A 14,331-nucleotide genomic window follows, 5' to 3' on the forward strand; every position below is an offset into this window, starting at 1 on the left:
GCTAGTCGTTACTCGTCCGGCCCCCGCGCCAGGCTGTCCGAGCGGCGCCACGTCCACATCAGGCCGATGCCAGCCGAGGTGCCGCTGTTCTGGCGCAGCAGGGGACTGCTGCGGTTGGCGGCGCCTGAGTAGTTGTCGTAGCGCAAAAAAGCAAAGGCGCGCCAGTCCCGCTGCAGCCGGTACGAACCGCCGAGGCCCAGGCGCGTGAGCATCAGTCCGCTTTTTGCCGCATACGCGGGGCGCTGACTGGTGGCAAACGCGGGGTTGACGCCATACAAGTAATCGTTGATGGCGGCATTGCCCAGCACGGCGCCCAGGCTGGCATCGACGTGCCATGCCTGGCCGTCATCGTTCAGACGGTAGAGCAGGCGCGGCTCGAAGGTGGTGCCCTGGCGGCGCAGGCCGCCGCGCGCTTCGATGACGGCGCGCAAGGGCAGTTCCAGTCCCAGGCGGCTGTGCTGTGTCGGCTCGGCCAGCTTGATTTTCAGGCGCGGGCCAAATTCCACCAGCGTACCCAGGTCGGGCATGCCGCGCCGGGCCGGCACGTCGCTGGAGCGGGCCGGCAAGGACAGGGCAAAACCGATATCGAAGTCGAGGCGGTCCGTGTTGAACAGGCGCGCACCCACGCCGGAGCGGTCGGCACGCAACACTTTCCCGCGATAAATCAGGTAGGGCAGGGCCAGGCTGCGCGTCGAGCGTTCGCTGGCGCCCGGATAGGCGGGCGTGACGGCCGTGCCGCCAAACACGCCCGCTTCCCATAAGGGCAGCGGTGCTTCGGCGGCGCGCGCCGGCGCCATGGCGGCGAAGAGGGCCGATGCTGTCAGCCAGGTGCGTGCGATATTCATCGAGAAACTCCGCAGGGTTTGCCGGCCTGTAGCGATTCCAGCGCCTTGTCGCTGAGCGCGCTCGATTGACCGCTTTTCTTTGCCAGCGCGATGGCCTGGCGGAAATGAAATTCGGCCGCATCGTCGCGGCAGGCTGCGCTGGCGGCCCGTCCCGCCTCGTGGTGCAGCCGCGCCTGCCAAGCGGGATCACCGTGACCCAGTTCGACATTCCCGACGGCGTCCGCGTAGTTGCGCATGGCTAGCGCCCAGTCGCCCCGGCTGGCCGCCTCGCGTCCGAACTGTTCCTGTTGCGCCGCCGTGCGCAGTTCGATTTGCGTGGAGCAGGCGCTCAATGCCATCAAGACGAGCGGCAGGACGAGGCAAGACCGGAAGGGGAGCAGTGTGGACATGGCGCCACTGTAGCGTATGGGAAGGCGCGCACGTTTGCCCGATACGCATGAATTCGGGATTTTCCCCGGCATGGATGACATATAATTTGCACACGACTTTGTTATTTTTGACAGTACACTTCACGGGAGCACCATGTTTTCACGCAAATTCCATTCTTGTGCACAGCTGATGCTGGCAACCATGCTGATGGGCTTTATCGCCGCCTCCCCGGCGCGCGCGCAGCAGGCGGCCGCCAAATTGCCGAATGTAGTGATTCTGGCCACGGGCGGCACCATCGCTGGCAGCGGCGCCGACAGCACCACCACCGTCGGCTACACCTCGGCCACCGTGGGCGTCGAGCGCCTGATCGCGGCCGTGCCGGAATTGAAAAAAGTGGCAAATGTGAAAGGCGAGCAAGTATTCCAGATCGCCAGCGAAAGCATGGGCAATAGCCACTGGCTGGCCCTGGCCAAGCGCATCAACGTGCTGCTGGCCTCGAACGAGGTCGATGGCGTGGTCGTGACGCACGGCACCGACACCATCGAGGAAACGGCGTATTTCCTGAACCTGACCGTGAAAAGCCATAAACCGGTGGTCGTGGTGGGCGCCATGCGTCCCTCGACGGCCATTTCGGCTGACGGCCCGATCAACCTGTACAACGCCGTGATGCTGGCAGGCAGCAAGGAAGCCGTGGGCAAGGGCGTGCTGGTGGCCTTGAACGACCAGATCAACGCCGCGCGCGAAGTGACCAAAACCAACACTTCGACCACCGACACCTTCAAGTCGCCGGAACTGGGCATGCTTGGCTACATTCAGGGCAGCAAGGCCTTCTTCTACCGCCAGTCGACGCGCAAACATACCCTGGAATCGGAATTTGACATCAGCAAGCTCGATGCCCTGCCGCAAGTGGACATCGTTTACGGCTACGCCAACATGAACCGTGTCGGCATGGACGCCTTCATTGCCGCTGGCGCCAAAGGCATCATCCACGCTGGCGTGGGCGATGGCAGCGTGGCCGCGCAAATGAAGCCGGCCCTGGTGGAAGCGCGCCAGAAGGGCGTGCTGATCGTGCGTTCGAGCCGTGTCGGCCAGGGCATCGTGGCGCGCAATGGCGAAGCCAACGACGATGAACTCGACAGTGTCGTTTCCGACACCCTGAACCCGCAAAAAGCCCGCATTCTGCTGATGCTGGCCCTGACCAAAACAAATAGCACGCAAGAAATCCAGCGTATTTTCTACACGTATTGATCCTTCTCATGCCAGGCCAGCCGTATTGGCTGAGCCTGGCCGATTTACGCTTGCCCGCTTTGCTGCCATACTTCGCTTCTGAATAACTTCCTGGCAGAAGCAGCAACACTGTTCCTTGTCCCTGGTTCATGGCTATCCTGTCCGACATCATCCTGTATCCGATCAAATCGTGCGCCGGCATCCATTTGCGCGAAGCGGTCCTGACGCGCTCGGGGCTGATGAGCGAGCACGTGTTCGACCGCGAATGGATGGTGGTGGACGCGCAGGGCCGCTTCCTGACCCAGCGCGAACATCCGCGCATGGCGCTGATCGTGCCGTCCATCAAGGCTACCACGCTGGAGTTGCGCGCGCCGGGCATGCTGCGCCTGGAAATCGAGCTGGGTTTGCCGCATCCGCAACTGGCACCGATGCTGGACGTGCAAGTGTGGGACGATAGCGTGCGCGCCTACGATTGCGACGACGTCACGGCCACCTGGGTTTCCAATGCCATCGGCGTGCCGTGCCGGCTGGTGCGCTTTCACCCGGACGTGGTGCGCGCCACGAGCACCAAATGGACGGACGGCGTCGCTGCCGAGACCATGTTTGCCGATGGCTACCCGGTGCTGATCGCGGGCAATGCTTCGCTCGATGATGTCAACGACAAGCTGCGCGCCGCCGGCCGCGAAGCGCTGCCGATGAACCGTTTCCGTCCCAACCTCGTCATCGGCGACATCGGCGCCTTCGAGGAAGATTACGCCGACTTCCTGCAATTCGGCGCGACCGTGCTAAAGCCCGTCAAGCCGTGCTCGCGCTGCCCGATTCCGTCGGTGGACCAGGCCACGGGCGTGCCCGGACCGGATCCGCTCGACGTCATGCATGGCTACCGCGCCAAGCCCGAGCTCGACGGCGCCATCTGCTTCGGCATGAACGCCATCGTCACCGAAGGCGGCGATGAGCGTATCGTGGTGGGGCAGGACATCGGTTTCGAACTGGCATTTTAAGCATGGCGCCCGCACACAAGGGTTTAAGGTTTCTATGAATCAAGCAATACCGCCGGATCCGCGCATTGCCAGCCTCGAAGCCGAAAACCAGGCCTTGCGGGCGCGCATGGCTTTCCTGCTGGAACAGGTCGAGCGCAACCACGACATCATGTGCCGCCACCAGGCGTTCGACCTGGAAATCGTCGGCGCGTCCACGTTTCCCGAACTGATCGGCACCATCTTCCGCACCTTGCCCGTGATTTCCGACCTCGACGGCGTGACTTTGAGCCTGCTCGACGAGGATGACGATATCGTGCTGGTGATGGAAAAGCTGGGTGTCGATTTCAGCGCCTTTCCGCAGTTGCTGTTCGTGCATGCCGTGGCGGAGCTGGGTTTTGCCGCACCAAAGCCCGTGGCCGAGGGCGAAGCGGCCTTGCCGCCGATGCCGCTGCTGGGGGCCTTCGATGCGGCCGTGCATGGCCCGCGTTTTCCGGGTATCGATGCGCTGCGCAGCGTGGCGCTGGTGCCCTTGCTGCGCAACAAGCGCCTGATTGGCAGCCTGAACCTGGCCAGCAGCGACGTGACGCGCTTTACGCCCGCGCTGGGCACGGATTTCATCAAGCACATGGCGTCCATCATCGCCATTTGCCTGGAAAACGTGATCAGCAATGAAATGCTCAAATACATCGGCTTGACCGATTCCCTGACGGGCGTCTACAACCGCCGCTATATCGACCGCCGCTTGCTGGAAGAAATCGCCCGCGCGCGGCGCCAGAATTATTGCATCTCATGTATGTATATCGACATCGACCATTTCAAATTGGTCAATGACACGTACGGCCACCAGGGCGGCGATGAAGTGCTGCGCGAAGTGGCGACGCGCATCCGCACGGAATTGCGCCGCTCGGACGCGCTGGGCCGCTTCGGCGGTGAGGAATTCGTCGTGCTGCTGATCGACGCCGACCTCGACAGCGCGACCTTCGTGGCCGAACGCATCCGCGCCAGCATCGCCGGTACCATGTTCGACTTGCCGGGCAGCGCGCAAGCGTGGGTCAGCGTGTCGATCGGCGTGGCCAGCCTGGAAGCGGACGCGGCGCTACTCCCCATTGAAACGGTGGCGCAGCAACTGGTGGCGCACGCCGACCAGGCCCTGTACCAGGCCAAGGCCGATGGCCGCAACAAGGTCGTCAGCTGGCAGGCGCAGCCCGGTTAATTACTTTAATAGTAAAGTTTCCGCTTTGGCCACGGCGTCGGCCGTGCCGCGCAGCACCACGACGTCGCCGCTGGCCAGTTGCGTCTCGGGCGTGACATCAAGGCGGCCGCGGCCGCGGCGAATGGTCGTCACGGCAGCGCCGCAGCCGGCCACGTCGATCGTGCTCAGGGGCAAGCCCACGCAGTGCGCGCCTTCGCTGACGGTGACCGTATGCAGGCGCTCCAGCTCGGCATCGTCGCCCGCGTCGCTGGAACCGTGGAAATAGCCGCGCAAGGACGCATAACGCTCCTCGCGCGCCGCCTGCACCCGGTGCACGACGCGGCGCAGGGGCACGCCCATCATGATCAGCGCATGCGAAGCGAGCATCAGGCTGCCTTCCATCAATTCCGGCACCACTTCGGCCGCGCCCGCCTTCTTCAGCTGGTCGAGGTCGGTATCGTCGTGGCTGCGCACGATGACGGGCAAGGTCGGCGCCATTTCGTTAAGCAAATGCAATAATTTCAAGGCCGAGGGCGTGTTGGCGTACGTGATCACGACGGCGCTGGCCCGGTAGATGCCGGCCGCCACCAGGCTTTCGCGCCGGCCCGCATCGCCATACGACACATGGGCGCCAGCCAGCTGCGCTTCCTGCACCCGTTCCGGGTCCAGGTCCAGCGCGTGGTATTCGATCTTTTCTTCCGCCAGCAGGGTGGCCAGGCTTTGCCCGCTGCGCCCGAAGCCGGCGATCAGCACGTGTTTCTGCGAGGCCATGGTGCGCGTGGCGATCTTCGTCAGCGCCAGCGATTGCATCATCCAGTCGTTGGCCGCCAGTTTCATGACGATGGCGTCGGACTTGGCGATGAGGAAGGGCGCCACCAGCATCGACAGCACCATCGAGGCCAGCACCACCTGCACGACGAACGGGTCCATCAGCTTGATGCCGCCAGCCAGGTTCAGCAGCACGAAGCCGAACTCGCCCGCCTGCGCCAGTCCCAGTCCCGTGCGCAGGGCCACGCCGTTGCTGGAGCCGAACAGCCGGGCCAGGCCCGCGATCAGCGCGAATTTCAGCAGCACAGGGCCGCACAGCAGCAGCAAGACGAGCCACCAGTTGTCGAGTACGACGCGGATATTGAGCAGCATGCCGACGGTGATGAAGAACAGGCCCAGCAGCACGTCGCGGAAGGGCTTGATATCCTCTTCCACCTGGTGCTTGAATTCCGTCTCGGAAATGAGCATGCCGGCAACAAACGCGCCCAGGGCCAGCGACAGCCCGGCCCGCTCCGTGATCCACGCCGCACCGAGGGTAATCAGCAGCAGGTTGAGCATGAACAATTCTTGCGAGCGGCGCTTGGCGACGATGGTGAGCCAGCCGCGCACCAGTTTCTGGCCGATGAACAGCAGCAGGATCAGCACGACGAGGGCCTTGCCGCCGGCCCAGGCCAGGGTTTCGGCCAGGTTGTCCGAATCGCGCGTGAGGGCGGGAATCAGGATCAGCAGAGGCACGACGGCCAGGTCCTGGAACAGCAGGATGCCGATGATCTTGCGGCCGTGTTCGCTTTCGAGCTCCAGCCGTTCCGTGAGCATTTTCGAGACGATGGCCGTCGACGACATGGCCAGCGCACCGCCTAGGGCGAAGGCGGCCTGCCAGCTCAGGTGGATGTAGGCGGACAGGTAATGTCCGACGAGCCAGCCGAAGACGACGGTGGCGATGATGGTGGTGACCACCTGCGCCATGCCAAGGCCGAAGACGATGCGCCGCATGGCGAGGAACTTGGGCAGAGAAAATTCGAGCCCGATGGAAAACATCAGGAAGACGACGCCGAATTCGGCCAGGGTGTGGCTGGCCTCGTTTTCCGCTGCCAGACCCAGCGCGTGGGGGCCGATGACGATGCCAACGGCCAGGTAGCCCAGCATGGGCGGCAAATGCAACATTCTGAAAGCGACCACGCCCAGCACGGCGCTGCCGAGTAACATCAGGGTCAGTTCAAGCGAGGAAAACATGGGTTGCCCGGTACGGTCAATGGAAATCGTTGTTTGTTGTGACTGGCAAGTTTTTTGCTTTCCTAATTCGTTTATACTTTGGGCATGAGTGTAACCCATGAAAAAACAATGCTGAAAGCTTTTGATCGAATTGACATGCAAGCGACGACCGAGCGCGCCGTCGCGCTGGCCCGCACCACCTTGCAGATCGAGTCCGACGCCATCGTTGCGCTGCACGCGCGCCTGGCCACGGACGACAGCGTGGGCCGCGCCGTGGCGCTGTTGCTGCAATGCAAAGGAAGAGTCGTCGTCTCCGGCATCGGCAAATCCGGCCATATCGCGCGCAAGATTGCCGCCACCCTCGCTTCCACCGGCACGCCGGCCCTGTTCGTGCATCCGGCCGAAGCGGCCCATGGCGACCTGGGCATGGTCACCTCGGACGATGCCTTTATTGCCATATCGTATTCGGGCGAATCGTCGGAACTGATGGCCATCATGCCCGTCGTCAAGCGCATGGGCGGCGTACTGATTTCCATGACGGGTAAGCCGAATTCCAGCCTGGCCCAGCTGGCCGACGTGCACCTGGATGTTTCCGTTGAAAAAGAAGCCTGTCCGCTGAACCTGGCGCCGACGGCCAGCACCACCGTCACCCTGGCCCTGGGCGACGCGCTCGCCGTGGCCTTGCTCGACTTGCGCGGCTTCAAGGAAGAAGATTTCGCCCGCTCGCATCCGGGTGGTGCCCTGGGCCGCCGCCTGCTCACGCACGTGCATGACGTCATGCGCAGCGGCGAACGGGTGCCGCAAGTGCCCGTGCAGGCATCCCTGCTGCAGGCGCTGGAAGAAATGACGAAGAAGGGCATGGGCATGACGGCCGTCGTCGATGCGGACAACCGCCCCGTGGGCGTGTTTACGGATGGCGACTTGCGCCGCATGTTCGAGCGCGTGCAGGATTTCACGCAAGTGGCGATCCGCGACGTCATGCATGCGCAGCCGCGCAGCATCGCGCCCGAACGCCTGGCCGTCGATGCCGTGGCCGTGATGGAGCAGTTCCGCATCAACCAGATGCTGGTCGTCGATGCCGACGGCAAGCTGGTGGGCGCGCTGCATATCCATGATCTGACGCAAGCGAAGGTGATCTGATGGACAGCGTAGCGGACAACCTGGCGCGCGCGGCCAAGGTCAAACTGATGATCTTTGACGTCGATGGCGTGCTCACCGACGGCAGCCTGCATTTCGGCCCGGACGGCGAGATGATGAAAACATTTAATGTGTATGATGGCCTGGGCATCAAGCTGCTGCAGGAATCGGGCGTGCAGACGGCCATCATCAGCGCGCGCCGCTCGGCCATCACGGCGCGCCGCGCGCAGGACCTGGGCATTACCCATGTGCATCAGGGCGGCCACGACAAGCTGACGCCGTTTCGCGAACTGCTGGCGCTGACAGGCTTGACGGAAGAGCAATGCGGCTATATCGGCGATGACGTCATCGATGCGCCCATCCTGAAGCGCGTCGGTTTTGCCGTCAGCGTGCCTGGCGGGCGTCCCGAAGCGCAGGGCCTGGCGCACCATGTGACGCAGGCCGGCGGCGGTCGCGGCGCCGTGCGCGAGATCTGCGAATTCCTGCTGCGCGCCCAGGACAACTATGCGCGCGTCATGGCGCCGTTCCTGGAGTGAGGCGCGCCTCGCCAGTGACCTTTGAAAGAGTGAAGCCCTATGCGTAAGCCAGGAGGCGCCCATCGCTGGCGCATGATTTTTACCGTGCTGGGCGCGGTTGTTGTCGCGTTGGCCAGCTTTTGGCTGCTTGAAGTGATGAACAAGAACAGCCAGGACATCACGGCCAGCAAGCACCTGGATGAGCCCGACTATTTCATCACCAATTTCAGCCTGGTGCGCATGGATTTGACGGGTAAGCCCAGCTATATCGTGTCGGGCACCAAGCTCACGCATTATCCGGCCGACGATTCGTCCGATATCGACCAGCCTTTCGTGCGCAAGCTCACGCCAGGCATGCCGCCGATGAACATGAATGCGGAACTGGCGCATATCGACCAGGACAATACCCGGCTGCAACTGCACCGCAAGGTCGTGATCGACCGCGTGGCCAGTCCGAAGGCGCAGAACCTGACGGTCAGGACGGAAGCGCTGACGGTGTTCCCGGATGAGGAAAGAATGGAATCGGACGTGCCTGTCGATATCCTGACGGGCACCTCGCGCCTCAATGGCATCGGCATGAAGGCCAATAATGCCACCGGCGTGGTCGAAGTGCAGAATGCGCTGCGCATGGTCCTCCCGCCGAAACCGCGCCCGGCCGCGGCGTCAAAATGACAGAATGAAACAAGGAAACCATACTATGAAGAAAATTTTGCTGTTGACCGTATTTTCCCTGGCCATCATGGGCGTGGCGCATGCCGAGAAGGCCGATTCCGAGAAGGAAGCCGTCATCACGGCACGTAGCGGCCACATCGATGACATCAAGCAGGTGCGCACCCTGACGGGCGACGTCGTGCTGGTCAAGGGTACCCTGACCATGAAGGCGGGCCGGGCCCTGATCACGGAAGATCCGCAAGGCTACCAGTTCATTACTTTCTGGGCCGATCCCGGCAAGCTCGCCACCTTCCGCCAGAAGCGCGATGGCGCGGGCGACCTGTGGGTCGAAGGCGAAGCGGAGCGCGTGGAATACAACAACAAAACGGAAGTGGTGAAACTGTTTTCCAGAGCCAAGCTGACGCGCCTGGAAGGCGCGAAAGTGACCGATGTGGCCAACGGCGCCTTCATCTCGTATGACAGCCGCAAGGAAGAATTTGCGATGGAAAATTCCAACAGCGGCACCAGCACCGCGGATGGCGGCAGCGTGCGCATGGTGATCCAGCCGAAGACCAAGGCGCCGGCGGCGGAGAAAGCGCCGGCCACGCCCGCGCCAGGAAAGAAATAATGGAAAATACACGTTGCGGCAGCACCCTGATCGTTCGCGGGCTGCAAAAAACCTATGGCAAGCGGCAAGTCGTGCATGATGTCTCGCTGCAAGTCGAATGCGGCGAAGTGGTGGGGTTGCTGGGCCCGAACGGCGCCGGCAAGACTACCTCGTTCTACATGATCGTCGGCCTGGTGCCGTCGGACGGCGGCAGCATCGATATCAGCGGCGTGGACATTTCCAGCCTGCCGATCCACCGCCGCGCGCAGATGGGCCTGTCCTACCTGCCGCAGGAAGCGTCCGTCTTTCGCAAGCTGACGGTGGAAGACAATATCCGCGCCGTGCTGGAAATCCAGACCGTTGAAGGCCGTCCTTTGAAGAAGGCCGAGATCGAGGAGCGCCTGGACAAATTGCTGGCCGACTTGCAGATTGAAAAGCTGCGCGAGAACCAGGCCCTGTCCCTGTCGGGCGGCGAGCGCCGCCGCGTGGAAATCGCCCGCGCGCTGGCCACCGATCCCCGTTTCGTGCTGCTCGACGAGCCGTTCGCCGGCGTTGATCCGATCGCCGTGATCGAGATCCAGCGCATCGTGCGCTTCTTGAAGGAGCGCAATATCGGCGTGCTGATCACCGATCATAATGTGCGCGAGACGCTGGGTATCTGCGACCGTGCCTACATCATCAACCAGGGCTCGGTGCTGGCGTCGGGACGCCCCGACGACATCATCGCGAACGAGTCGGTACGCCGGGTCTATCTGGGCGAACACTTCCGCATGTAAGCCAATGAAACAATCATTGCAGCTGCGCACTTCGCAGCACCTGGCACTGACGCCGCAGTTGCAGCAATCGATACGCCTGTTGCAATTGTCTACCCTGGAATTGCACCAGGAACTAGAGCAACTGCTGACGGACAATCCCTTGCTCGAGCGCCTCGACGATCCGCTCGACCGTTCGCTGCGCCTGCTGTCCGACGGCGCCTTGAGTTCCACGGCGGCGCCGGCCGAAGCGCCGCCCCAGCCGCCAAGCCAGGACGCGCCTGCCGCGCCGGCCGAAGCGGAAACCTTTGACGGCGAGGCGGGCGACAGTCCGGCTGCCGCGGACGGTGGCGACAGCGACTGGAGCGAGGCGAGCCGCGGCAAGGCGCCAGACGATGAAGATTCGCGTCCGCAGCTGGAGGCCCATCACTGCACCCTGCGCGAGCACCTGATGGAGCAGATGCGCGTGACGGTGCTCGAGTTGCGCGACCGCGCGCTGGTCGAGCTGATCATCGACGCGCTCGACGACAATGGCTACCTGGAAGAGTCGCTCGACGACATCCTGGCGCGCCTGCCGGAAGAGCTGGAAATCGACGCCGACGAGATGCGCACGGCCTTGTCGCTGCTGCAAAGTTTCGATCCGCCGGGCGTGGGCGCGCGCAATGCGTCCGAATGCCTGGCCCTGCAAATCAAGCGCTTGCCGCACATCGCCATGGTGACGCGGCGCATGGCCCTCGTCATCGTGGAAAAGCACCTGGCCTGGTTTGCCCAGCGCGATTTCAACAAGCTGAAAAAAGCCCTCGATTGCGACGAGGAAGACTTGCGCGAAGCGCAGACGGTGATTCGCCAGTGCAATCCGCATCCGGGCGCCGTGTTCGCCTCGGACGTGTCCGATTACGTGGTGCCTGACGTCGTCGTCAAGCGCGCGCGCAATGGCTGGCAAGTGACCCTGAACAACGACGTCATGCCGCGCCTGCGCGTCAACGCCATGTACGCCAACCTGCTCAAGCAGGGCAAGGGCGAAGGCGCCATGGGCGCACAGTTGCAGGAAGCCAAGTGGCTGATCAAGAATATGCGCCAGCGCTTCGACACCATCCTGCGCGTGGCACAGGCGATAGTAGAAAGACAAAAGAACTTTTTCTCGCATGGGGCCGTTGCCATGCGCCCCCTTGTGCTCCGTGAAATAGCTGATACACTGGGTTTACACGAGAGTACTATCTCGCGGGTAACAACTCAAAAGTACATGCTGACCCCGCACGGCATGTTCGAGTTGAAATATTTCTTTGGTAGCCACGTCGCCACCGAAGCGGGGGGCGAAGCGTCATCGACGGCGATACGGGCATTGATCGTGCAACTGACAGGAGCAGAAGACCCTAAAAATCCTTTATCCGACAGTAAGATTGCGGACATGCTGGGGGAACAAGGCATGGTGATTGCGCGACGTACTGTTGCCAAATACCGGGAAGCGTTGAAAATTCCGCCAGTGAGCCTGCGTAAGTGTTTGTAAGTTTTTTTCGGTTCCTCTGCGGGCCGGATACGATGGACCGCACGAACCCGATCATCTTTAGGAGTGTGTATGAATCTCACCATCAGCGGACATCATCTCGAAGTGACACCAGCCATCCGTGAATACGTACAAACGAAGCTGGAGCGCGTGAAACGTCATTTCGATCAAGTCATCGATATCGCCGTGATTCTGACCGTGGATAACCTCAAAGAGAAAGAAAAACGTCAAAAGGCTGAAGTCAACCTGCGTTTGAGTGGCAAGACTGTCTATGTGGAAAGCCTGGCGCACGACCTGTACGCCGCGATCGATACCCTGATCGACAAGCTCGATAGGCAAGTGATGAAATACAAAACCAAAGTGCAAGGGCACGGTAAAGAGGCGATCAAGCATCTGCCAGACAACTCCGAGGAAGACGCCGTCGTCGCCGTTTAAGGCCACCCGCTTCCAGCAGTTGTGATCAACTAAGGGCGCACATCTTGCGCCCTTTTTTGCGCCTGGACCTGTTGAACGCAATCTTCCCCGCGCAGGCGCTAGAATGTTTGCACTTTCACTTCTTTCCTGCCTGCCATGAGCGACTTCGTCCAGACCTCCATCCGCAACCGCACCGGGCACATCGTGCTCGACCGTCCGAAAGCCTTGAATTCCCTGTCGCTGGAGATGGTGCGCGCCCTGAGCGCGGTCCTGCTGGCCTGGCGCGATGATCCGCACGTGGACGCCGTGGTGATCCGTTCCAGCAGCGAAAAAGCCCTGTGCGCCGGCGGCGACATCCGCTTCTTTTACGATGCGGGACTGGCCACGCCGCAAGGCGGCAGCGCCTTGCTGGAAGATTTCTTTACGGAAGAATACGCCTTAAATCATGTGATTCATTTCTATCCAAAACCGTATATTGCCGTGATGGATGGCGTGGTGATGGGCGGCGGCATGGGCGTGGCGCAAGCCGGGCCCGGCAACCGCCTGCGTATCGTCACGGGCCGCACGCGCATGGCCATGCCGGAAGTTAATATCGGCCTGTTCCCTGACGTGGGCGGCAGTTATTTTCTTTCCCGCCTGGCCGGTCAGCTGGGCCTGTATCTGGGCTTGACGGGCTTGACCATCAACGCGGCCGATGCCCTGTACACGGGCCTGGCCGATGTCTACCTGCCCGAGGCGCAGATGGGGGCGTTGCTGGCCCTGTTCGACTCGACGCCGGGCGAGGCCTTGCCGGTAGCCATCAAGGCGCTGGCGGCGCCGTTCCAGGCCGGGGCGGGGGACTCTTCCCTGGCGACGGCGCGCGCGGCGCTGGACCGCCACTTCGGCGCGCCGTCCGTGGCGGCCATCATGGCCTCGCTGGCGCAGGACGACAGCGCGTTCGCCACCAAGGCGCTGGCAGCCATGCGCCTGCGTTCGCCCTTGATGATGTCGGTGACCCTGGAATTGTTGCAGCGGGGCGCTCACCTGGGCGTGGCCGATTGTCTGCGACTGGAGCGCACGGTGGTGCGCCACAACTTCGCGCATGGCGAAGTGCTCGAGGGCGTGCGCGCGCTGGTGGTCGACAAGGACAATGCGCCGCGCTGGAACCCCGCCAGCCTGGACGAGGTCGACGCTGCCATGGTGGCGCGCTTCTTTGCCCCCGTCTGGCCGGCTCAAGCGCATCCGCTGCGCCACCTGAATTAACTAGGAGCGTTCGCGGTGGCGCAGGACCACGCGCTCGTTGGGGCCGAAGTATTGCGCCAGCCGTTCCGCCATGTACACGGAGCGGTGCTGGCCGCCCGTGCAGCCGAGCGCCACCGTCAGGTAGCTGCGGTTGTCGGACTTGAATGACGGCAACCATTTTTCGATGAAGGCGCGAATGTCGGCCAGCAGTTCCAGCGCGCTCGGCTGCGCGTCGAGGAAGGCGATCACGGGCGCGTCGCGTCCGTCGAGGGGGCGCAGCGCCAGGTCGTAATAGGGATTCGGCAAGGCCCGCACGTCGAAGACGAAATCGGCGTCCAGCGGTACGCCCAGCTTGAAGGCGAACGATTCGAAGAACAGGGTCAGCGGCGCGCGTTCGGAGGCGACGATATCCTTGATCCAGGCGCGCAGCTTGTTGGCGCTCAGTTCCGACGTGTCGATCACATGGCCCAGCTGTTCGATGGCCGACAGGCGCTCGCGTTCTTCCGAGATGCACTCGATCAGGGTGCGGCGGCTGGCGGGATTCTGGTTCGGACGCAATTCGTGCGACAGCGGATGGCTGCGCCGCGTTTCCGAGAAGCGCGCCACCAGCGAATGCGTGGTGGCCGTCAGGAACATGACCTTGACGTCGTGCCCCTGGTCGCGCAGCAGAGCCACATTGTGCGGCAGGCTGGTCAGCGACTCGGCGCTGCGCGCATCGACGGCGACGGCCAGTTGCGGTGTACCTTCGTCGAGCAGGGTTTGCACCAGGCTGGGCAGCAAGGCCGGTGGCAGGTTGTCGACACAATAGTAACCGGTATCTTCCAGCACATTGAGCGCGACGGATTTACCGGAGCCGGATATTCCGGTGATAAGGACGATATGCATACGCCGATCATACAATAAAGATCGACGCTCTGCTCCCAAGGCAATTATCTTT

General features: G+C 62.6%; 15 protein-coding genes. 11 read left to right on the forward strand and 4 right to left on the reverse strand.

Annotated elements, in window-relative coordinates; all coding sequences use genetic code 11:
- Positions 1-8: 8 nt before the first annotated feature.
- Positions 9-845, reverse strand: coding sequence for a MipA/OmpV family protein (locus tag KO539_RS15230; protein WP_219310411.1), 837 nt, complete (start codon positions 843-845; stop codon positions 9-11).
- The gene (locus KO539_RS15235; RefSeq protein WP_219310412.1) at positions 842-1,234 is read right to left on the reverse strand and encodes a hypothetical protein; all 393 of its coding nucleotides are present in this window, start codon (positions 1,232-1,234) and stop codon (positions 842-844) included. Before KO539_RS15235 ends, KO539_RS15230 begins: the two co-directional genes overlap by 4 nt.
- 133 nt (positions 1,235-1,367) lie before the next feature.
- Between KO539_RS15235 and KO539_RS15240 the strand changes: the two genes are divergently transcribed.
- The 3 genes from KO539_RS15240 (at position 1,368) to KO539_RS15250 (ending at position 4,634) form a co-directional block, all read left to right on the forward strand.
- Entirely contained in the window at positions 1,368-2,462 is a 1,095-nt protein-coding gene (locus KO539_RS15240) for a type II asparaginase (RefSeq protein ID WP_176387714.1), read from the forward strand.
- Positions 2,463-2,590: 128 nt separating this feature from the next.
- A complete protein-coding gene (locus KO539_RS15245) occupies positions 2,591-3,442 on the forward strand; it encodes an MOSC domain-containing protein (RefSeq protein ID WP_219310413.1) in 852 nt (283 codons plus the stop codon).
- Between the two features lie 34 nt (positions 3,443-3,476).
- Complete coding sequence (locus tag KO539_RS15250) at positions 3,477-4,634, forward strand: diguanylate cyclase (protein ID WP_099401323.1); 1,158 nt, start codon at positions 3,477-3,479, stop codon at positions 4,632-4,634.
- Here KO539_RS15250 and KO539_RS15255 read toward each other — a convergent pair whose 3' ends face one another.
- Positions 4,635-6,614: a monovalent cation:proton antiporter family protein gene (locus tag KO539_RS15255; RefSeq protein WP_035824107.1), complete on the reverse strand. Its 1,980-nt coding sequence runs from the start codon at positions 6,612-6,614 to the stop codon at positions 4,635-4,637.
- Between the two features lie 108 nt (positions 6,615-6,722).
- Between KO539_RS15255 and KO539_RS15260 the strand changes: the two genes are divergently transcribed.
- The 8 genes from KO539_RS15260 to KO539_RS15295 all read left to right on the forward strand — a co-directional run bounded on the left by KO539_RS15260 (position 6,723) and on the right by KO539_RS15295 (position 13,415).
- The gene (locus tag KO539_RS15260) at positions 6,723-7,733 is read left to right on the forward strand and encodes an SIS domain-containing protein (RefSeq protein WP_219310414.1); all 1,011 of its coding nucleotides are present in this window, start codon (positions 6,723-6,725) and stop codon (positions 7,731-7,733) included.
- Entirely contained in the window at positions 7,733-8,266 is a 534-nt protein-coding gene (locus KO539_RS15265; protein ID WP_077398943.1) for an HAD family hydrolase, read from the forward strand. Before KO539_RS15260 ends, KO539_RS15265 begins: the two co-directional genes overlap by 1 nt.
- A 39-nt stretch (positions 8,267-8,305) precedes the next feature.
- Positions 8,306-8,917: an LPS export ABC transporter periplasmic protein LptC gene (gene lptC / locus KO539_RS15270; RefSeq protein ID WP_257626297.1), complete on the forward strand. Its 612-nt coding sequence runs from the start codon at positions 8,306-8,308 to the stop codon at positions 8,915-8,917.
- A 25-nt stretch (positions 8,918-8,942) separates the two neighbouring features.
- On the forward strand, positions 8,943-9,524 hold the full coding sequence (gene lptA, locus KO539_RS15275; RefSeq protein ID WP_219310415.1) for a lipopolysaccharide transport periplasmic protein LptA: 582 nt from the start codon (positions 8,943-8,945) through the stop codon (positions 9,522-9,524).
- On the forward strand, positions 9,524-10,279 hold the full coding sequence (lptB, locus tag KO539_RS15280; RefSeq protein WP_035824117.1) for an LPS export ABC transporter ATP-binding protein: 756 nt from the start codon (positions 9,524-9,526) through the stop codon (positions 10,277-10,279). Before lptA ends, lptB begins: the two co-directional genes overlap by 1 nt.
- A gap of 4 nt (positions 10,280-10,283) precedes the next feature.
- Positions 10,284-11,762 (forward strand): RNA polymerase factor sigma-54, encoded by a 1,479-nt coding sequence (locus KO539_RS15285; RefSeq protein WP_219310416.1) that lies wholly within the window; start codon positions 10,284-10,286, stop codon positions 11,760-11,762.
- A 69-nt stretch (positions 11,763-11,831) separates the two neighbouring features.
- Complete coding sequence (gene hpf / locus KO539_RS15290) at positions 11,832-12,194, forward strand: ribosome hibernation-promoting factor, HPF/YfiA family (RefSeq protein ID WP_035824124.1); 363 nt, start codon at positions 11,832-11,834, stop codon at positions 12,192-12,194.
- A 135-nt stretch (positions 12,195-12,329) separates the two neighbouring features.
- Positions 12,330-13,415: an enoyl-CoA hydratase/isomerase family protein gene (locus KO539_RS15295; protein WP_219310417.1), complete on the forward strand. Its 1,086-nt coding sequence runs from the start codon at positions 12,330-12,332 to the stop codon at positions 13,413-13,415.
- On the opposite strand, the gene rapZ is transcribed toward KO539_RS15295, so the two are convergent.
- Positions 13,416-14,279 (reverse strand): RNase adapter RapZ, encoded by an 864-nt coding sequence (rapZ, locus tag KO539_RS15300; RefSeq protein WP_035824128.1) that lies wholly within the window; start codon positions 14,277-14,279, stop codon positions 13,416-13,418.
- Between the last annotated feature and the right edge of the window lie 52 nt (positions 14,280-14,331).

Origin of the sequence: Janthinobacterium sp. NKUCC06_STL, assembly GCF_019345455.1 — a bacterium.
In the GTDB taxonomy this organism is placed as follows: domain Bacteria; phylum Pseudomonadota; class Gammaproteobacteria; order Burkholderiales; family Burkholderiaceae_D; genus Janthinobacterium; species Janthinobacterium rivuli.